Below are 18,422 nucleotides of genomic sequence, written 5' to 3'. Positions count from 1 at the left end.
CAGCCGGAAAGCGCTCAATATAGCGCAAGCCGACCGTTCCCGGTTTGATTTATGCCGCGTTACTGGTGGGATGGAGCAGGGCCGGGCCGGCGCGGAAGGTGTTGCGGCCGGCCTGTTTGGCCTCGTACAGCAGGACATCGGCGCGGTTCAGCAGTTCGGCCGGGCTCATGTCCTCGTCGCGGTAGAAGGTCAGGCCGATGCTGGTGGAGACCGATACCACCGTGCCGTCGAGGTCAAAGTCGGCCTGCATGGCGGCCACGATCTTGGCCGCCAGCGCCGCCGCGTCGTCGATGCGGTGGATGCGCTCCATGATGATGGTGAACTCGTCGCCGCCCAAACGGGCGATGGTATCGCTGGCGCGCATGGTGTGGGTCAGGCGCGCCGAGAAGGCTTTGAGCAGCGCATCGCCGACGGCGTGGCCGAAAGTATCGTTCACCGGCTTGAAACGGTCGATATCCATGTACATCACCGCCATCAGGTTGCCATTGGCGCGCGCGCCGATCATGGCGTCATGCAGCTTTTGCAGGAAGCCGGCGCGGTTGGTCAGGCCGGTCAGCGCATCCACCTGCGACAGGCGCAGGAGGCGCTGCTTCTCGCGCTTCTGCACCGTAATGTCCTGCCGCATGACGTGGAAGCCGATCACGTTCACGCCTTCCTCGTCCATTTGCGGAATGTAGACCACTTCGTAGGTGCGCTCGGTGGTGTCGCTGTTGTCGTCCTCTTCAAAGGTCAGCGTTTCACCGGCCAGCGCGCGCTGCACATAAGGTTCGAGGAAGGTGTAGCGCGCGTCCCCCATGGTCTCGCGGATGGTACGGCCCAGTACCGTGGTACCGGTGCGGTTGAATTCCCGCTCGTAGGCCAGGTTGTGGAAGCGGTAGACCTGTTCGGAATCGATATACGCCACCATGGCCGGCAGCGTGTCGGCAATCGTGCGCAGGCGCGCTTCGCTTTCGCGCAGCGCCATCACCGACTTGCGGACATGCGTAATGTCGTCCACCGTGCCGACGTAGCCGTACACTTTGCCATCCACCACCATGGTGGCGATCTTGAACGAGATCCAGACGATCATGCCGTCCGGGTGCACGCAGCGCAGCGTGTCCTGGTAAGGCGCCCGGGTTTGCGCCATGTGATGGAGCGCGGCTTTCAGCACGGCCCGGTCGTGCGGATGGATGGCGCGCATCCAGGCGTCGCCAATGGCTTCTTCGCGCGTCAGGCCGGTGATCAGTTCAAAGGTGCGGTTGACGTAGGTACAGTGGCCGGTGGCGTCGGCGCGCAGCAGGCCTAGCGGCGAGGCGTCGTTGACGGCGGCCAGCTCCGCCTGATTCTTGCGCGCCGCCAGTTCCGCTTCCTTGCGCGAGGTGATGTCGCGCACGTTGACGGCGACGCCGTCGGTGATCGGCACGATCTGGTGGTGCAGCCAGTGCACGTCGCGGTTGGGCAGGAAGTCGACCTCGAATTCTTCCTCCAGCGGTTGGCGCGCTTCGAGCACATGGCGATATTTTTCCACGAAACCCTTGGAGTGCAGCTCGGGCAGCACTTCGATCAGGCGCTTGCCCTTGACGTCCGCGCTGCGGTAGCCCATCAGTTGGGCGCCGCGTTCATTCAGATCGGCGATGGTGAAGTCGAGGATCTCGCGCTGTGCGCCGCGCATGCGGCAGGCCTTGAACAGGAACACCGCGTCCAGGCTGGCGTCGGCGGCGGCACGCAGCATCAACTGCGCCTCGATCACCATGCCGGCGCTGCGGCGCAGGCGGCGTGCCTGCTGCATCAGCAGATAGATGAACAGCAGCGCCAACGCGGAGGCCACCACGGTGGCGGCGTAGTACATGGTGCGGCGGCGTTCGAAGCGCGCCATCGCCGCCACTTCGGGATTGCCGACCACCGCCATCAGCAGGAAGCGCGGCATCTCGGTATAGCCGTAGATGCGGGTGGTGGCGTCGAACGGGCGCTTGAGCAGCAGCTCCTCCTGCGGCGGCAGGGTGTTGCTGCGCACCACGGCGAAGTCGATATTGTCGCTGATCAGGACCTGGTCGTCGACGCGGGCGGACGACATGCCGTTTTCGCGGCTGATCAGCATGACCGCGCCGCCTGGTGCAACGTCAAGACGGTCGTAATCCTCCACGAAATAGGTCGGGTCCATCATCACCACGATCGCGCCGGCGAAGCTGCCGTTGGCGTGATTCAGGCGGCGTGAAATCTGGATCTGCCATTTCTTGGTGCGGCTGTCGACCACCGGCGTCGACACCAGCGAGACGTCGGCCGGATTGGTGGCGTGGTTCTGGAAGAACGGCGCCTCCTTCAACTCGGGTGAGAAGTAGCCGTGCATGCTGTCGATCACCTTGCCCTCGCTGTTCAGGATGGCCATCGGCAGATCGAGCTTGGTCGGCAGCAGGGAATCGAGCAGGCCATTCTTGCGGGAGAACTCGGCCAGCCGCAGCGCGCCGCCGGTTTCCTCGTATTTCAGCTTGAACAGCTGGGTGGCGTGATCGGTTTGCCGCAACAGGTGATTGGTGTGCTCGGCCAGTGTGCGTGACAGCGACTGGCTTTGCGCGATCGCCTCATGACGGGCGCTCAGCTTCTCCTGCCGCACCTGATACGCCACCGCAAACCACATGAAGGCCAGCAGCGCTACGCCAAAGGCGGGCAACAGGATGGCGCGGTACAGGCGTCGCAGGAAATCGAGCATCGGCTGACAGTCCTCTTTCGATGAGCGCGTGGGTCTGCGGTTATTCTGCCCGGAAATATCGCTCTTGGCGTGAAAGGCGCGAAAAAAACCACATTCCATTCACAGGCAATATTGATTTCTTTATTAGAATAGCGCTCATGACCGAACCCCTATTGAGCCTCCCAGCCGCGCGGGCGCTGCATCTTGCGGCGCAAGGCCTGTTGCAGCCGCGCCGCCGCAAGGCGCGCCAGCCGGACGTGCTGGAAGCGATCCGCCAAATGGGCGTGCTGCAGATCGACACCATCCATGTGGTGGCGCGCAGCCCGTATCTGGTGCTGTGGAGCCGCCTGGGCGACTATCCGCAAGCGTGGCTTGAACAGGCGCTGGCGGCCGGCCAGTTGTTCGAGTATTGGGCGCATGAGGCCTGTTTCGTTCCGGTCGAGGATTACGGCCTGTATCGCCATCGCATGCTGGAGCCGGAGGCCATGGGCTGGAAGTATTCGGCTGCCTGGATGAAGGAGCGCCGCGCCGATGTGGAGGCGGTGCTGGAGCACATCCGCGTCAACGGCCCGACGCGCTCTTCGGACTTTGAACGCACCGATGGCCAGGGTGGCGGCTGGTGGAGCTGGAAGCCGGAGAAGCGCTCGCTGGAAGTGCTGTTCACCACCGGCGCGCTGATGATCGCCGCCCGCCACAACTTCCAGCGCATCTACGATCTGGCGGAACGCGTGCTGCCGCATTGGGATGACAGCCAGCTGCGAAGCAAGGAGGCGGTGCAACGTGAACTGGTGCTGAAAGCCGTGAAAGCCATGGGCTGCGCGCGTGCGCCCTGGATCGGCGATTATTTCCGCACCAGGCCACCGCGCCTCGATCCGGAAGCGCTGGTGGAGCAGGGCGCCTTGCTGCGCGCGTGGGTGGACGACTGGGACGATCCGATCTACGTTCATCCCGACCATGCGGCGTTGCTGGCCGATGCCGCCAATGGCGTGCTGGCGCCCACCCTGACCACGATACTGTCGCCCTTCGACCCGGTGGTGTGGGACCGCCGCCGCGCGCAGGAATTGTTCAACTTCGACTACCGGCTGGAATGCTACACGCCGGCCGACAAGCGCAAATACGGCTACTTCACGCTGCCCATTTTACGGCGCGGCGCGCTGGTTGGCCGCGTGGACGCCAAGGCGCACCGGCGCCAAGGCGTGTTCGAAGTGAAGTCACTGGTATTGGAACCGGGAGTGCGCGTCAGCGAGCGCCTCACGCGTGACGTGAACGGCGCCTTGCAGCGGCTGGCCGACTGGCATGCGTGCCCTCAGATCAAAATAACGCAAAAGGAAGCTGCATGACACTGCCCGCCGCCCCCGCCAGCCTGCTGGCCGCTGACGGACAACCGCTGTTTGGACGCTACGCCGGCCAGGTCGGCAATATCGACTGGAGCCAGCTGGCCAAGCCCTTTGCCCGCAGCCCGCTGTGGCGGCGCTTTCACCACAAGCGCTGGCACTACGTGGCGCTGTGCACGGAAGAGGTGTTCTGCGCGGTGGCGATTGTGGATCTGGGCTGGATCAGCACCGCCTTTGCTTATGCCTTCGACCGCCGCGACGGCGACATGCTGGCCAACTTTTCGCAGGACGGCCTGCCGCTGGTCTCGGCCAGACTGGCCAACCACGCTGGCGAATCGAGCAGCTTCAAAGCGAAGCGCTGCCACATCGCGGTTGACGCCAATGGCGACGGCAGCTACCAACTGACGCTGCGCTGCGACTACCTTGAGATCGACGCCAGCTTCGGTCCCAGCCCGTCGCCGCTGCTGCTGGCCACCGGGCCGATAGAAAAAGGCTCGGTGCACGCGACGCAGAAGTCGTCCGCCATGCCGATGCGGGGCGAGGTGCGTACCTTTCGCGAAGAGTACAAGCTCGATGGCGGCATCGCCAGCTTCGACTATTCCAACGGTCTGCTGGCGCGGAACACCGCATGGCGCTGGGCCTCGGCGCATAATATGGAGCTGGGCTTCAACCTGCAAGCCGGCTATTTTGGCGCGCACGAGAATGTGCTGTGGCTGGACGGCGACTTGATTGCGCTGGCCCCGGCCCACTTCCTGTACGATAAAAAGGATGCGCTCTCGCCGTGGCATATTTTTACCGAGGACGACATGCTGGACCTGACCTTCACGCCGGAAGGCGCGCGCCGCGACAACAAGAAAATGGTGGTGGCGGCCAGCCGCTATCTGCAACCGATAGGCACCTTCAGCGGCTGGGTGCGCGCCGCGCCGGATCAGCCCAAACGCATGGTCACGCAGTTGATGGGCGTGACTGAAGATCATTCATCGCGCTGGTAACTCCCCATGAGTATTCGTCATCTTGACCGTCTGTTCCAACCACGCTCGGTGGCCGTGATCGGCGCGTCGGACAACCCGCAGCGCATCGGTACCCGGGTGCTGGCGAATCTGCTGGAGGGAGAGTTCACGCACGATGGCGGCAAGGTGTGGCCGGTCAATCCCAGGCATGACAGCTTGCGCGGCCTGGCGTGTTACGCCCGCGTGAGCGCCTTGCCGGCGCCGGCCGACCTGGCCATCATCTGCACGCCGCCGTCGACGGTGGCCGGTTTGATCAGCGAGCTGGGACAGAACGGCACCAAGGCCGCCATCGTGATGACGGCCGATCCCGGCGCGGCCGGCGGCCGCGGCCTGCGCCAGCCCATGCTGGAGGCGGCCAAGCCGCACCTGTTGCGCATCCTCGGCGCCGGCAGCGTGGGCCTGCAATCGCCGGCGCTGGGACTGAACGCCAGCTTCACGCAAATGGCGGCGGGCACCGGGCGGCTGGCTTTCGTGTCGCAATCGGGCGCGCTGGCGACGGCGGTGCTGGACTGGGCCGGGCAGCGCGGCATCGGTTTTTCGCGCTTTGTCGCCATGGGCGATGGCATTGATGTGGACTTTGGCGACCTGCTCGATTATCTGGCCGCCGATACCGCCACCGAAGCGATTCTGCTCTGTATAGAACAGGTCAGCAGCGCGCGCAAATTCATGTCGGCCGGACGGTTGGCGGCGCGCGGCAAGCCGGTCATCGTGCTGAAAGTGGGACGTGATGCGGCGCCGGGAGCGGACCTGGTGTTCGATGCCGCCATCCGCCGCGCCGGCATGCTGCGTGTGTACTCCACCGAGGATTTGTTCGACGCCGTCGAAACGCTGGCGCGCCAGCGCCCGCAGCGCGGTGAACGGCTGGCGGTCATCACCAACGGCGGTGGTCTGGGCCTGATCGCGGCCGATGCGCTGGCGTGCAGCGGCGCGCAACTGGCGCCGCTGTCGCCTGAAACGCTCAAGCGGCTGGTGCAGGCCGGCGCGCCGCAAGCCAATCCGCTCGACTTCCTGGCCGACGCCCCGGTCGAGCACTACACCGGCGCGGTGGAGGCGCTGTTGCGCGAACCGCAGGCCGATGCGCTGCTGTTCCTGCACGCGCCCACCGCCATGGTGGCAAGCGATTTGATTGCCACGGCGGTCGCGCCTTTAATGCGGGCGGCGAACAAAAACGTGTTGTCCTGCTGGCTGGGCGGCGGCTCGGTGGCGCAGGCGCGCCGGGTGTTTGCCGACGCCGGCTTGCCGACGTACGACACGCCGGAAAAAGCCGTCAACGGTTTTCTGCAAATCGCCCAGTACCGTCGCAACCAGGAACTGCTGATGGAAGTGCCGGCCGGCGTGCCAGCCACCAGCGCTGGCGAGCGCGCAGCGGCGCGCGCGCTGGTGCAGGCCGCGCTCGGCGCCGGCCGCAGCGACTTGTCAGACAACGATGCGCGCGCGCTGATGGCGGCGTATGGACTGGCCCTCGCCACCCCGCAACAGGCCGCGCTGACCGGCGCCACGCTGGCGGCGGCGCGTATCCAGATCAGTCATGATCCGGTGTTCGGACCTGTGGTGTTTTTCGGCCAGGGCGGCATCGCGGCCGATGTCGCGGCCGACCGCGCGGCGGGCCTGCCGCCGCTGAACATGGCGCTGGCGCGCGACATGGTCAGCCGCACGCGCGTCTCGCGCCTGCTGGCGCAAAGCCAGACCGCGGCCGACGCCGAAGCGCTGATCCGCACGCTGGTGCAAGTGGCCGACATGGTGGCCGACCTGCCGGAGTTGACGGAACTCGACCTCAATCCCTTGCTGGCGATAGGCGGCAGCGTGGTGGCGCTGGGCGCGCGCATGCAGCTGGCCAAGGCCCGCGCACGGCGCGCCGCGCTGGCGATCCGTCCCTATCCGCAGGAGCTGGAAGAGCGGGTGGACTGGGGCGGCGGCCAAATCCTGCTGCGCCCCATCCGTCCGGAAGACGGCGCGCAGCATCAGGCTTTCTTCAGTGCACTGGATGCGGACGACGTGCGGCTGCGCTTTTTCACCGCCATGCGCGAACTGCCGCCAGCCCAGCTGGCGCGGCTGACGCAGATCGATTACGACCGCGCCATGGCCTTCATCGCCACCCGGCCCACCGCGCAGGGCCAGCCGGAAACGCTGGGCGTGGTGCGCGCAGTCATCGATCCCGACAATCAGTCCGCTGAATTTGCCATCATCGTGCGTTCCGATTTGAAAGGGCGCGGACTGGGCTATATTTTGTTTCAGAAGCTGGTGGATTATTTCCGCGCGCGCGGCACGCGCGAGATCGTTGGCGACGCCTTGTCGGAGAACGGCGGCGTGCAAAAACTGATACGGCATTTCGGCGGCGTGGTATTGCCGCATCCTGAAGCAGGAATGGTGCGTTTACAACTGTCTTTGCGATAGCATTCAGGAGACGCTTGTTATATATTCTTGTTAACGACGCGGGGGCGGGTTTGTGCTACGTCAAAGCGCCGCTGTCGGGAATATTTACACTTTTACTTCCACCATACAAGCCTTGGGAGTCAGAAGAATGTTAACCGCCACATATACTCTGGTAGCACTGTCTGTCGAACAAGCGAGCGTTCGTCTGAGTTTGCTATCGTTTCAGAAGTATATGCGCAGCACGCTCATGCAGCAGAACCGCATGACCCTGTCGCAACTGGAATACGCGTGCGAAAATCTCAATACGCTGTATCAAGCCTGTCATTGGCGCAAGACCGAGATGTATCTGATCCCGGCGCTGCGCGACGCCACCGCGCGCGCCGATCAGTTGCTGGATGAACTCAACCGCCTGAACCAGGCGGCGCTGATGTCGATCCGCCTGCTGCAAGACAAGCTGGGCGCGCTGGCCGACGTGCGCGACGAGCAGGTCAGCGAAGTGTGCGACAGCATCGATACTTTCTGCGCTTCACTGTTGAAGCGGCTGGAAAAGGAAGAACAGGAACTGTTTGCGCTGGCGCGCAATGCCATCGCCGGCGAAACCTGGTTCTCGATCGCCAATCAATTGATGATGCACGACAAGCATCTGGATGAAATGAAGCGCTCCGGCCTGCCGCCGGCCGAGGCGGCCCAGGTCACGGCGCGCCGCCGCGCGCTGCCGGGCGGCGAGGTCGATGACGGCCAGATTTCCATCCCCGGCCTGCAAGTGCTGCCCATCGTCGGGTTGGACGATGAGCCGGCACGGCCAGTGCCACGGGTTGCGCGGCAAGTGCCGCGAGACGATGTCATTATGAAATAACCGCCCGCGTAGCGCACTCGCAGGTTAAATCCCTCCTGCTTTGCTATGATGGTGGTTTTAGCCATCACCATAGCGCACCATGTTTGATTTCCTCTTTAAGCGTGCAACCGAAACTTCGGCCATTCCGCCATCGCCCGCGGCCGAGCCGCAGCAGGATGCGGCCGCCGGCCGCCGGGACGAGCAGGCGCAGCGCGCCGCCACCCTCAATGGCGATGAAGCGGCTGCGGTCGCCCTGATACTGGAAAGTGAATTTGCCGGCGTGCGCCAGGCCGCGGCTGAGCACGTGCACTCGCAGGCCGCGCTGGAGCAGGTGCTGGCGGCGGTGCGCAATACCGATCGCCGCGTGGCCAAGCTGATGCAGGGACGCCTGGACGCGATCCGCTATCAGCAGGCCGAGCATCAAAAAGCACAGGCGTGCCTGGATGTGGCGCAACGGTTGTTGCAGGATGAGAAGCTGACGCCGAACCAGGTGGCGGAGCTGGACCGGCAGTGGCAGGTGGTGGCCGAGGTGCCGGCGCTGGCCGGGCAATATGCCTCCGCGCGCGCGGCGCTGGCGGCGCGGCTGGAGGCGCAGGTGAATTTGCAGCGCACCATCATCGATGCGATGGCGGCGGTGCGCAAGCTGCCGCAAGGCGGCCTGCCGGCGGAAGAGGCCTTGCAGGCGCTGGAGCGTCATGCTGCGCAGCAAAGCGTCTACCAGGTGGCGCCGGAACATAACGCATTGCCACGCCACCTCCTGAGCGACTTCGCCCAGGCGATCGAGCAGACGCGCGCCGCGCTGACGGCGCCGCCGAAGCCGGCCGCCGTCGAGCCTGCGGCTGCCACGCGTGCAAGCGGTGCGGCCGGCGAGGCCGGGAGCGCCGTCGATGCGGACGGCGGCGCGGGGGCGGGCGAGGGCGCGCCGCTCAAGCAGGTCGAGCGCAAGCAGCCCAAGCCGTCCAAGCCGGCGCCGCAGGAAACCGACAAGAAATTCCTCGAAACGCTGGAAGCGCTGGAAGCCGCGCTGGAGCACGGCCAGTTGCACATCGCCGCCGAGCACGACAAATGGCTGCGCGAGCACAAGACGCGCCTGAGCCACGCCCAGACCGAGCACCTGAACCACGTCCGCGCCGAACTCAAGCGCCTTGGCGACTGGGCGCGTTGGGGCGGCAATGTGTCGCGCGAGGAACTGGTCAAGGCGGTCGAGGAACTGCCGGCCCAGAAACTCGGCATGAGCGAGCTGGCGAAAAAGGTTGGCAGCATGCGCGACCGCTGGAAGCAGCTGGACGCCGTTTCCGGCCACGCGCCGAAGTCGCTGTGGGAACGCTTCGACGCCGCCTGCACCAGCGCCTACGCGCCGGCCGCCGCCCACTTCAAGCACCTGGCCGACGAGCGTCACGCCAACGCCGCCAAGGCCCAGGCCCTGATCGCTGAAACGCAAGCCCTGGCCGAGTCGGTGGCGGCGGGCGGCGCCGATCTGAAAAACGTGGCCGCCGCCGGCCAGCGCCTGCGCCAGATGTGGGGCCGCCTCGGCACCATCGACCGCAAGGAAAAACGCAAGCTCGACCAGACCTTCGACAAGGTGCTGGCCCACATGCTGGCCCCGCTGTCCGATCAGCGCAAGGTCGAAGCCGCCAAGCGCGAGCAGCTGATTACCGAAGCGGAGGCGCTGGACCCATCCGACCGCCATACGCTGGACAAGCTGCGCCGCCTGCAAGAACGCTGGCAGGAGCAGGCCAAGGCCCTGCCGCTGGAACGCAAGATCGAGCAAGCGCTGTGGCAGCGTTTCCGCGCCGCCTGCGACACCATCTTTGCCAAGCGCAAGGAAACCGCCCATGCAGCCGACCACGAGCGCAAGGCCCACCTGCACGCGCGTGAAGCCATCTGCAAGGAACTGGAAGAGGCCACCTTCAGCGGCGACGACAAGGCCCAGCTGGCCGCCATCGCCAAGACCCTGAAAGACGCCGCCACCGCCTGGCACGCCACCGGCACCGTGCCGCGCGCGGCCGAGGCGCGCATTGGCCAGCGCTACCACAACGCCATCGGCAAAGTGCAGGCGCAGGCGGACGCCATCAAGCGCCGCGCCGGCGCCGCCCAGGCCAACGCGCTGCGCGACAAGCTGCGTCTGTGCCAGTCGCTGGAAAGCGTGCTCGGCAGCAATGGCGAGGCCATCGACACCGCCGACTGGCAAGCCAAATGGGCCGCGCTGCCGTCGCTGGGCAATGAATACGAACGCACGCTGCAAGGCCGCTTCAACGCCGCGCTGGCCGCCACCGACGGCAGCCGTAGCACCTACGCCGCCGAACTGGAGCGCAACCGCGCCAAATTGCTGGACGAAGTGCTGCGCCTGGAAATCGTGGCCGGCGTCGACAGCGGCGCCGAGTTCGCGCGCGAGCGTCTCAAGATGCAAGTGGAAGTGCTGCAATCGTCGCTGAAATCCGGCCAGAAGCCGCAGTCGGCCTCGGCCGCCTATCTGCAACTGTGCGCCATGCCGGCGCTGGCCGATGCCCGCACCGCCAGCCGCATCGAGCAATTGTTCCGCCGCATCGGCGCCGCGGAGCGTGTATGAGCTTGAATGAAGTCCGGATTCAGGCCGAAGATTTCGATCTGACCACGGAAGTTGCCCAATTGCGCGCCGACCATCCCAAGGTCGGCGGCGTGGTCACTTTCGTCGGCACGGTGCGCGACTTGAACGAGGGCGCCAGCGTGTCGGAAATGGAGCTGGAGCATTACCCCGGCATGACCGAGCAGTCCATCAGCGACATTATCGATCAGGCCAAGCGGCGCTGGCCGATTTTCAGCGCGCTGGTGATCCACCGCGTCGGCCCGCTCAAGCCCAAGGACCAGATCGTGCTGGTGGCGGTGACCTCGGCGCACCGGGGCGAAGCCTTCGCGGCTTGTGAATTCATCATTGATTATTTGAAAACAGAAGCGCCTTTCTGGAAGAAAGAACAAACGCCGGAAGGCGCGCGCTGGGTCGATGCCCGCGTTAGCGATGACGTGGCCTTGAATAAGTGGAAGTAGCTCCTATCTAAACGATAAGTTAAATCTATCGGAGCAACACCATGCGTCAGGACAAACTCACCACCAAACTCCAGGAAGCCCTGTCGGACTCGCAGAGTCGGGCCGTGGGCAATGACAACCCCTACATCGAACCCGTGCATCTGCTGACGGCCCTGCTGAACCAGGACGACGGCAGTGCGCGTTCCTTGCTGCAACGTGCCGGCGTCAACGTCGGCGGCCTGACCAAGGCGCTGACCGGCGCGCTGGAGCGCCTGCCGAAAGTGTCCGGCACCGGTGGCAACGTGCAAGCCAGCCGCGAGCTGGTGGCCGTGCTCAACCTGGCCGACAAGGAAGCGCAGAAGCGCGTCGACCAATTCATTTCCAGCGAAATGGTGCTGCTGGCGCTGACCGAGGACAAGTCGGACGCCGGCACCCTGGCGCGCGAAAACGGCCTGACCCGCAAATCGCTGGAAGCGGCCATCGACGCCGTGCGCGGCGGCGCCAAGGTCGATTCGCAAGAGGCCGAAGGCCAGCGCGAAGCCCTGAAAAAATACACCCTCGACCTGACCGAGCGCGCCCGCGCCGGCAAGCTGGACCCGGTGATCGGCCGCGACGACGAGATCCGTCGCGCCATCCAGGTGCTGCAACGCCGCTCCAAGAACAACCCCGTGCTGATCGGCGAACCCGGCGTCGGCAAGACCGCCATCGTCGAAGGCCTGGCGCAGCGCATCGTCAACAACGAGGTGCCGGATTCGCTCAAGGGCAAGCGCGTGCTGGCGCTGGACATGGCCGCGCTGATCGCCGGCGCCAAGTATCGTGGCGAATTTGAAGAGCGCCTGAAAGCGGTGCTGAAAGAACTCGCCATGGACGAAGGCCAGACCATCGTCTTCATTGACGAGATGCACACCATGGTGGGCGCCGGCAAGGCCGATGGCGCCATGGACGCCGGCAATATGCTCAAGCCCGCGCTGGCGCGCGGCGAGCTGCACTGCGTTGGCGCCACCACGCTGGACGAGTACCGCAAATACATCGAGAAGGATGCCGCGCTGGAGCGCCGCTTCCAGAAAATTCTGGTGGACGAACCGACCGTGGAAGCCACCATCGCCATCCTGCGCGGCTTGCAGGACAAGTATGAGCTGCACCACCAGGTCGCCATCTCGGACGCCGCCATCATCGCGGCGGCCGAGCTGTCGCACCGCTACATCACCGACCGCTTCCTGCCCGACAAGGCCATCGACCTGATCGACGAGGCCGCGGCCAAGATCAAGATCGAGATCGACTCCAAGCCGGAGGTCATGGACAAGCTGGAGCGCCGCCTGATCCAGCTGAAGATCGAGAAGGAAGCCGTCAAGAAGGAAAAGGACGAGGGCTCGCGCAAGCGCCTGGAATTGATCGACGAGGAAATCACGCGCCTGACGCGCGAACTCAACGACTTCGAGGAAATCCTGAAAGCCGAGAAATCGGTGGTGCAGGGCAGCTCGCACATCAAGGAAGAGATCGACCGCATCAAGCAGCAGATGGAGCAAGCCACGCGCGAAAGCAACTGGCAGCGCGTCTCCGAGTTGCAGTACGGCCGCCTGCCGGAACTGGAGGCGCAGCTGAAACAGGCCGAGAAAGCCACGGCGGCCGGCGGTAACGCGACCGATCCGTCCAAGCCCAAGCTGCTGCGCACCGAAGTCGGCGCCGAGGAAATCGCCGAGGTGGTGTCGCGCGCGACCGGTATTCCCGTGTCGCGCATGATGCAGGGCGAGCGCGAGAAGCTGCTGCACATCGAAGAGAAGCTGCATGAACGCGTGGTGGGCCAGGACGAGGCGATCAACGCCGTGGCCGACGCCATCCGCCGTTCGCGCGCCGGCCTGGCCGATCCGAATCGTCCTTACGGCTCCTTCCTGTTTCTGGGCCCGACCGGCGTCGGCAAGACCGAGCTGACCAAGGCGCTGGCCGGCTTCCTGTTCGATACGGAAGAGTCACTGATCCGCATCGACATGAGCGAGTTCATGGAGAAGCATTCGGTGGCCCGCCTGATCGGCGCGCCGCCGGGCTACGTCGGCTACGACGAGGGCGGCTACCTGACCGAGGCCGTGCGCCGCAAGCCGTACAGCGTGATCCTGCTCGATGAGGTGGAGAAGGCGCACCCGGACGTGTTCAACGTGCTGCTGCAAGCGCTGGACGACGGCCGCATGACCGACGGCCAGGGCCGCACGGTGGACTTCAAGAACACCGTCATCATCATGACCTCGAACCTGGGGTCGCATAAGATCCAGTCGATGGAAGACTCGGACCCTGGCGTGGTCAAGCTGGCGGTGATGGCCGAGGTGCGCACGCACTTCCGTCCGGAGTTCATCAACCGGATCGATGAGATTGTGGTGTTCCATGGCCTGGACGAGAAAAACATCGGTGCGATCGCGCGGATTCAGCTGTCGACCTTGCGGCAGCGTCTGGCCAAGCTGGAGATCGGCATGGAGGTCACCGACGCGGCGCTGCACAAGATTGCCGAAGCGGGCTACGATCCGGTGTATGGCGCCCGTCCGCTGAAACGGGCGATCCAGCAGCAGATCGAAAACCCGCTGTCCAAACTGATCCTGCAAGGGAAGTTCGGGCCGAAGGACACCATCCAGGTGGACGCGGTCAACGGCGAGCTGGCGTTCAGCTAATTCGCCCGGTGGCGGACGATGCGGTTGCGACCGTTGCGCTTGGCAAGGTACAAAGCATCGTCCGCCCGTTTCAGCACTTCTTCATACGAGGTGTCGCCGGCGATCATCTCGCTCAGGCCGCCGCTGATGGTGGCGCCTTTGCCCAGCGTGCCCAGTTCCAGCAGGGCTTCCGCAATCTTCAGCCGCAAGCGTTCCGAGATCTTCATGGCGTGATCGGCATCGGTGTGCGGCATCAGCACCACGAACTCGTCGCCGCCCAGCCGCGCCGGAAAATCGGCCGCGCGCAGTTCGCGCTGGCAGACCTGGGCGGTGGTGGTGATGGCCTTGTCGCCGGCCAGGTGGCCGTATTCGTCGTTGATGCCCTTGAAGTGGTCGATATCGAAGATTAGCACCGAGGTCGGCGTCTTGTAGCGCGCGAATAGTTCGAAATGCTCGGTCAGGCCGCTCATCAGCTTGCGGCGGTTGGCCAGGCCGGTCAGGGCGTCGGTTTCGCTTTGCATGCGCAGCAGCGCTTCCAGCTTCTTGCTGGCGGTGATATTGCTGGCCACCCACAGCACCGCATCCTCCCCCATCACCTGATATTCCAGCGGTTGCACGCGGCCTTCGAACCAGATGGTTTCCACCGGGCCGTCCGCGCCCACGCCCTTGACGTCGTCGCCGGCCAGCGGATATTCCACCACATGCAAACCGCGCGCCGCCAGCGCGATGGCGATCTGCGCCTGGAACCAGGCGGCCTTTTCCTGATTCAGCACGTCCGAAATCGATTTGCCGACCAGGCTGCTGCCGTCGTGGTAGTAGCGGCTGTCGGTGCCGCCAAAGATGGCGGCGTAGCGGCCGCTGCGCGTGAGGATGAAGGCGGGGTCGGGCAGCGCCGACAGCAGCGCGGCGATTTGCTCGTTCGAGAAGAGAGACAGATCCGCCATTCGATATCGTTTTTCTAATTGATGAGTTTCCACTAATGTACCGTACTTTTCTCCAAGCTCACGTTATCGGCACAAAAAATGAAAACTTGACGAAGATTTATTGTTGTTATTTAAAGAAGGTGGACGGCGAACAGCCGAAGGTCTTGCGGAACATGGCCGAGAAGGCCGACTGGCTGGCGTAGCCCAGTTCCGCCGCCACCTGCGACAGCGGCACGCCGCGCGCGATCAGCGGCGCCGCGTGGGCCAGGCGCACCTGCTGGCGCCAGTGGCCGAAGCTCATGCCCAGCTCGCGCTCGAACAGGCGGGTCAGGGTGCGCTCGGAGGCGCCCACTTGCGTGGCCCAGCCAGTCAGGGTCAGCTCGGCGCCCGGATCGGCGATCAGGGCGTCGCACAGGGCTTTCAGTCGCTTGTCGGCCGGCAGCGGTACGCGCACGGCGTGCTCGGCGCAGCGGGCGATTTCATCCAGGATCATTTCCATCAGCAGGTGCTCGCGCCGCGACCCTTGTTGCAGGTCGTGCCGCTCGAGCGCCGCCAGCAGCTCGCGCAGCAGGCCGGACAGCTCCAGCACCTTGCAGCTGTTGCCGGGGAAGGGCGCGCGGCCGGCGTACACCCGCATCGGCCGCAGATGGGTGTTTTCCAGCGTGGTCACGCTGTGCACCACGCCGGCCGGTATCCATACCGCGCGCTGCGGCGGCACGATCCAGCTGCTGTTGTTGGCCTCCACCCGCATCACGCCGTGCACGGCGTAGGTGAACTGGCCCCACTCGTGGGAGTGCGGCTCCAGCACGGCGGTGGCTTGCAGATGGCGCCCGGCCAGCGTGATCGGACGGCTGGCGCCGGGAACGTCGAGCTCGCAGTCGAAGCGCGTGTGGTTGACGATGGCGATAGGCATGGCGGAAATGCGATAAAAGTTGTCGCTCTATCTTAAATCAGACGGCGCCAAATTGCTTACACTTGAGAAAACAACATGGAGAGAGCAGCATGAACGACACCACTTTGCTGCGCCAGGATGCCCGCGTGATCACGCTGGTCGGGCTGGCGCATGGCACGTCCCATTTTTATCACATCATCCTGGCGGCCCTGATTCCGTGGCTGAAGCCGGAATTCGGTCTCAGCTATTCGGAGCTGGGGCTGCTGATGACCATCTTCTTCGTGGTGTCCGGCGTCGGCCAGGCCATGGCGGGTTTCGTGGTCGACCGGCTGGGCGCGCGCACCGTGCTGTTCAGCGGCATCGGGCTGCTGGGCCTGGCGGCGGTGCTGCTGTCGAGCGCACACAGCTATGTGCAGCTGATGATGGGCGCCTTCCTGGCCGGTTGCGGCAACAGCGTGTTCCACCCGGCCGACTACACACTGCTGAACCAGCGCGTGTCCAAGGCGCGGCTGGCGCACGGCTTCTCGGTGCACGGCATCAGCGGCAATATCGGCTGGGCGCTGTCGCCGCTGTTCCTGACGTTTGTGGCGGGACGCGCCGGCTGGCGCGTGGCCTTGCTGGCCGCTTCGGGCGTGGCGTTTGCCGTGCTGGCGCTGCTGGTCCTGAACCGCTACGCCTTGCGACCCGAGCCGGCGGCGATTCCGGTGGCGGGCAAAGCGGGCGCGGCGGGCGGCAGCGCCTTCGGCTTCCTCAAGCTGAAAGTGGTGTGGCTGTGCTTCGCCTTCTTCCTGATTTCCGCCATCGCGCTGGCCGGCATCCAGACCTTTGCCGCCACCAGCCTGGTGAGCTTGTACGGCATGTCGCTGGCGACCGCCACCTCGGCCTACACCTGCTTCATGTTCGCCTCGGCGGCCGGCATGGTGTACGGCGGTTTCCTGGGCGCGGGCAGCCGCAACCATGACCGCATCATCATGGTCGCCTTCGCCACGGCGGCGGTGCTGGCCATGGTGCTGGCGGCGGCCGTGGTGCCGGCCTGGATGGCGGTGGTGCTGATGGGCCTGATCGGTCTGGTGACCGGCATTTCCGGCCCCTCGCGCGACCTGATGATACGCGGCGCGGCGCCGGCCAACGCCACCGGCCGCGTGTTTGGCGTGGTGTATTCCGGCCTCGACAGCGGCCTGGCGCTGGGCGCCATGCTGTTTGGCGTGCTGATGGATGCGCACCGGCCGGCCGGCGTGTTCGTGGTGATCGGTATCTTCCAGGCGCTGGTGATCCTGACCGCGCTGGGTGTCGGCAGCAACAGCCGCATGGCCGCTGTGCCCAAAACCGCATAGAATTAAATTTATTTTAACTATGCAAGAGGAACCGCGATGAGCTTTGCCACCACCGATTTATGCGACGACAACGCCAACCTGCTGGACGACGGCCGTCTGGCCGTGCTGCCGCCGGTGTTCCGCCACTACGGCCAGCGCGCGCGCTTTGCCGGCCGCGTGGTCACGCTGAAAGTGCACGAGGATAACGCGCTGGTGCGCTCCATGCTGGAAACGCCGGGCGAGGGCAATGTGCTGGTGGTGGATGGCGGTGGCAGCCTGCGCCGGGCGCTGGTCGGCGGCCAACTGGGCTTGCTGGCGCAGGACAATGGCTGGTCCGGCATCATCGTCGATGGCTGCATCCGCGATACCGATGAAATCAATGCCTGCGACATCGGCGTGCGCGCGCTGGGCGCCCATCCGCAAAAAAGCGCCAAGAAGGGTGTGGGCGAGCGCAATGTGCGGGTGCATATCGCCGGCGTGCCGGTCAGCCCGGGCGACTGGGTGTATGCCGATGCCGACGGCGTGCTGATCGCACAGCAAAAACTGGTTCCGTAATGTGAAATCTCATGCTTGCATGCACTTTCATTTTGAGAAATATTGTCTCGTATCATGGAATGTGTCGAGTAAGCCTTTGATTTTGATGTGAATTAATTTGCTTGTTTGTCTTATATAAGACCGTCTATCATTTTCCTAACGAAGCAAGGGAAATCATGGCGGCAGCTGCCGGCCTTTGTGGAATTGCAGGAAGCGGAATTTGCCGCGGCTGAACGGGGTTTCAGCGTGGCGTAACGGTAAAAGGGAGTGAGATAGCGGGGGCGGGCGACACTTGCCCCTGTTAGAAGCGGCAGCGACACAATCGCTGCCGCTTTGCCGTTTACGGCTGTTGCTGATGCTGTTGCAGGTGGCGGCGCAGGCGCTGCTGGAACTCGTCGACGTCGTCGATCGCGCACAGGTCATCGTCGACTTCGATCATGTGGGTGCTGTGGCCGGGCGCGAACGACACCGTCGCCTCCACGCCGTCCCGCGTTTCCGACAGATTGTGCCCCTGGACGGCGCCCAGCACGTTGCCGTGCGCATCCGTTACGATGGTCATCTTCATGACATACCTCCGCCTTGCAGATTGTGGAAGCAACCGCCGATACCCTGGTTGTGGATGTTGACGAAGTACGTTGCGTTGCCGTTGTTGTCCTTGCGCTTGCGCTGCTGGTCGGCCATGTGGACGGCGCCCTGGTTGGGCGCCTTCACATCGGCCGAAGCGAACTGGGTGCCGTGGTCGGCGCCGTACGTGTAACTCCAGAACGCGGTTTGACCCGGCGCCAGGAAGGTCAGCGGCCCTACGTTGTTGAAAGCCATAATCTCCTCCATGAAAGAATGCCGCGCACGCGGATGCGCAGGCGGCAGTTCCATCTTAGTCAGGCTAAATGAGCACGCTTTGATGCAA

At 64.6% G+C, this 18,422-nt stretch carries 14 protein-coding genes; 9 read left to right on the top strand and 5 right to left on the bottom strand.

Features of this window, described 5'->3' with window-relative positions; all coding sequences use genetic code 11:
- Positions 1-49: 49 nt before the first annotated feature.
- A complete protein-coding gene (locus GM676_RS09395) occupies positions 50-2,686 on the bottom strand; it encodes a sensor domain-containing diguanylate cyclase (protein WP_155463262.1) in 2,637 nt (878 codons plus the stop codon).
- Between the two features lie 137 nt (positions 2,687-2,823).
- On the opposite strand from GM676_RS09395, the gene GM676_RS09390 reads away from it, so the two are divergent.
- The 7 genes from GM676_RS09390 (at position 2,824) to clpB (ending at position 13,874) form a co-directional block, all read left to right on the top strand.
- Positions 2,824-4,005 (top strand): winged helix-turn-helix domain-containing protein, encoded by a 1,182-nt coding sequence (locus GM676_RS09390; RefSeq protein ID WP_155463261.1) that lies wholly within the window; start codon positions 2,824-2,826, stop codon positions 4,003-4,005.
- The gene (locus GM676_RS09385; protein WP_155463260.1) at positions 4,002-4,991 is read left to right on the top strand and encodes a DUF2804 domain-containing protein; all 990 of its coding nucleotides are present in this window, start codon (positions 4,002-4,004) and stop codon (positions 4,989-4,991) included. Before GM676_RS09390 ends, GM676_RS09385 begins: the two co-directional genes overlap by 4 nt.
- 6 nt (positions 4,992-4,997) lie before the next feature.
- Complete coding sequence (locus GM676_RS09380; RefSeq protein ID WP_155463259.1) at positions 4,998-7,403, top strand: bifunctional acetate--CoA ligase family protein/GNAT family N-acetyltransferase; 2,406 nt, start codon at positions 4,998-5,000, stop codon at positions 7,401-7,403.
- 211 nt (positions 7,404-7,614) lie between these two features.
- On the top strand, positions 7,615-8,238 hold the full coding sequence (locus tag GM676_RS09375) for a hemerythrin domain-containing protein (RefSeq protein ID WP_229262607.1): 624 nt from the start codon (positions 7,615-7,617) through the stop codon (positions 8,236-8,238).
- 79 nt (positions 8,239-8,317) lie between these two features.
- Positions 8,318-10,786 carry a DUF349 domain-containing protein gene (locus GM676_RS09370; RefSeq protein ID WP_155463257.1) on the top strand — a complete coding sequence of 823 codons (2,469 nt, stop codon included), beginning with the start codon at positions 8,318-8,320 and terminating at the stop codon, positions 10,784-10,786.
- The gene (gene moaE, locus GM676_RS09365) at positions 10,783-11,241 is read left to right on the top strand and encodes a molybdopterin synthase catalytic subunit MoaE (RefSeq protein WP_155463256.1); all 459 of its coding nucleotides are present in this window, start codon (positions 10,783-10,785) and stop codon (positions 11,239-11,241) included. The genes GM676_RS09370 and moaE overlap by 4 nt, the downstream gene beginning before the upstream one ends.
- 41 nt (positions 11,242-11,282) lie before the next feature.
- Complete coding sequence (gene clpB / locus GM676_RS09360) at positions 11,283-13,874, top strand: ATP-dependent chaperone ClpB (RefSeq protein WP_155463255.1); 2,592 nt, start codon at positions 11,283-11,285, stop codon at positions 13,872-13,874.
- On the opposite strand, the gene GM676_RS09355 is transcribed toward clpB, so the two are convergent.
- Positions 13,871-14,797 carry a sensor domain-containing diguanylate cyclase gene (locus GM676_RS09355; RefSeq protein ID WP_155463254.1) on the bottom strand — a complete coding sequence of 309 codons (927 nt, stop codon included), beginning with the start codon at positions 14,795-14,797 and terminating at the stop codon, positions 13,871-13,873. The genes clpB and GM676_RS09355 overlap by 4 nt on opposite strands.
- A gap of 106 nt (positions 14,798-14,903) precedes the next feature.
- Positions 14,904-15,689: an AraC family transcriptional regulator gene (locus GM676_RS09350; RefSeq protein ID WP_155463253.1), complete on the bottom strand. Its 786-nt coding sequence runs from the start codon at positions 15,687-15,689 to the stop codon at positions 14,904-14,906.
- Between the two features lie 89 nt (positions 15,690-15,778).
- Here GM676_RS09350 and GM676_RS09345 point away from each other — a divergent pair, with 89 nt between their 5' ends.
- Positions 15,779-17,002, top strand: coding sequence for an MFS transporter (locus GM676_RS09345; protein WP_155463252.1), 1,224 nt, complete (start codon positions 15,779-15,781; stop codon positions 17,000-17,002).
- 36 nt (positions 17,003-17,038) lie between these two features.
- Positions 17,039-17,536 carry a ribonuclease E activity regulator RraA gene (rraA, locus tag GM676_RS09340; RefSeq protein ID WP_155463251.1) on the top strand — a complete coding sequence of 166 codons (498 nt, stop codon included), beginning with the start codon at positions 17,039-17,041 and terminating at the stop codon, positions 17,534-17,536.
- Between the two features lie 319 nt (positions 17,537-17,855).
- On the opposite strand, the gene GM676_RS09335 is transcribed toward rraA, so the two are convergent.
- Positions 17,856-18,080, bottom strand: a complete 225-nt coding sequence (locus GM676_RS09335) for a hypothetical protein (RefSeq protein WP_155463250.1) — start codon at positions 18,078-18,080, stop codon at positions 17,856-17,858.
- Entirely contained in the window at positions 18,077-18,334 is a 258-nt protein-coding gene (locus GM676_RS09330; protein ID WP_155463249.1) for a hypothetical protein, read from the bottom strand. The genes GM676_RS09335 and GM676_RS09330 overlap by 4 nt, the downstream gene beginning before the upstream one ends.
- Positions 18,335-18,422 lie beyond the last annotated feature (88 nt).

Origin of the sequence: Duganella radicis, from assembly GCF_009720825.1 — a bacterium.
Classification (GTDB): domain Bacteria; phylum Pseudomonadota; class Gammaproteobacteria; order Burkholderiales; family Burkholderiaceae_D; genus Rugamonas; species Rugamonas radicis.
The sequence above is the reverse complement of the archived record's forward strand: the minus strand, read 5'-3'. Positions and strand labels throughout refer to the sequence as shown.

Bases quoted from the DNA above. Each gene is read 5' to 3' on its own strand.
- GM676_RS09395 (WP_155463262.1), bottom strand. From the start codon at position 2,686: ATGCTCGATTTCCTGCGACGCCTGTACCGCGCCATCCTGTTGCCCGCC.
- GM676_RS09390 (WP_155463261.1), top strand. From the start codon at position 2,824: ATGACCGAACCCCTATTGAGCCTCCCAGCCGCGCGGGCGCTGCATCTT.
- GM676_RS09385 (WP_155463260.1), top strand. From the start codon at position 4,002: ATGACACTGCCCGCCGCCCCCGCCAGCCTGCTGGCCGCTGACGGACAA.
- GM676_RS09380 (WP_155463259.1), top strand. From the start codon at position 4,998: ATGAGTATTCGTCATCTTGACCGTCTGTTCCAACCACGCTCGGTGGCC.
- GM676_RS09375 (WP_229262607.1), top strand. From the start codon at position 7,615: ATGCGCAGCACGCTCATGCAGCAGAACCGCATGACCCTGTCGCAACTG.
- GM676_RS09370 (WP_155463257.1), top strand. From the start codon at position 8,318: ATGTTTGATTTCCTCTTTAAGCGTGCAACCGAAACTTCGGCCATTCCG.
- moaE (WP_155463256.1), top strand. From the start codon at position 10,783: ATGAGCTTGAATGAAGTCCGGATTCAGGCCGAAGATTTCGATCTGACC.
- clpB (WP_155463255.1), top strand. From the start codon at position 11,283: ATGCGTCAGGACAAACTCACCACCAAACTCCAGGAAGCCCTGTCGGAC.
- GM676_RS09355 (WP_155463254.1), bottom strand. From the start codon at position 14,797: ATGGCGGATCTGTCTCTCTTCTCGAACGAGCAAATCGCCGCGCTGCTG.
- GM676_RS09350 (WP_155463253.1), bottom strand. From the start codon at position 15,689: ATGCCTATCGCCATCGTCAACCACACGCGCTTCGACTGCGAGCTCGAC.
- GM676_RS09345 (WP_155463252.1), top strand. From the start codon at position 15,779: ATGAACGACACCACTTTGCTGCGCCAGGATGCCCGCGTGATCACGCTG.
- rraA (WP_155463251.1), top strand. From the start codon at position 17,039: ATGAGCTTTGCCACCACCGATTTATGCGACGACAACGCCAACCTGCTG.
- GM676_RS09335 (WP_155463250.1), bottom strand. From the start codon at position 18,080: ATGAAGATGACCATCGTAACGGATGCGCACGGCAACGTGCTGGGCGCC.
- GM676_RS09330 (WP_155463249.1), bottom strand. From the start codon at position 18,334: ATGGCTTTCAACAACGTAGGGCCGCTGACCTTCCTGGCGCCGGGTCAA.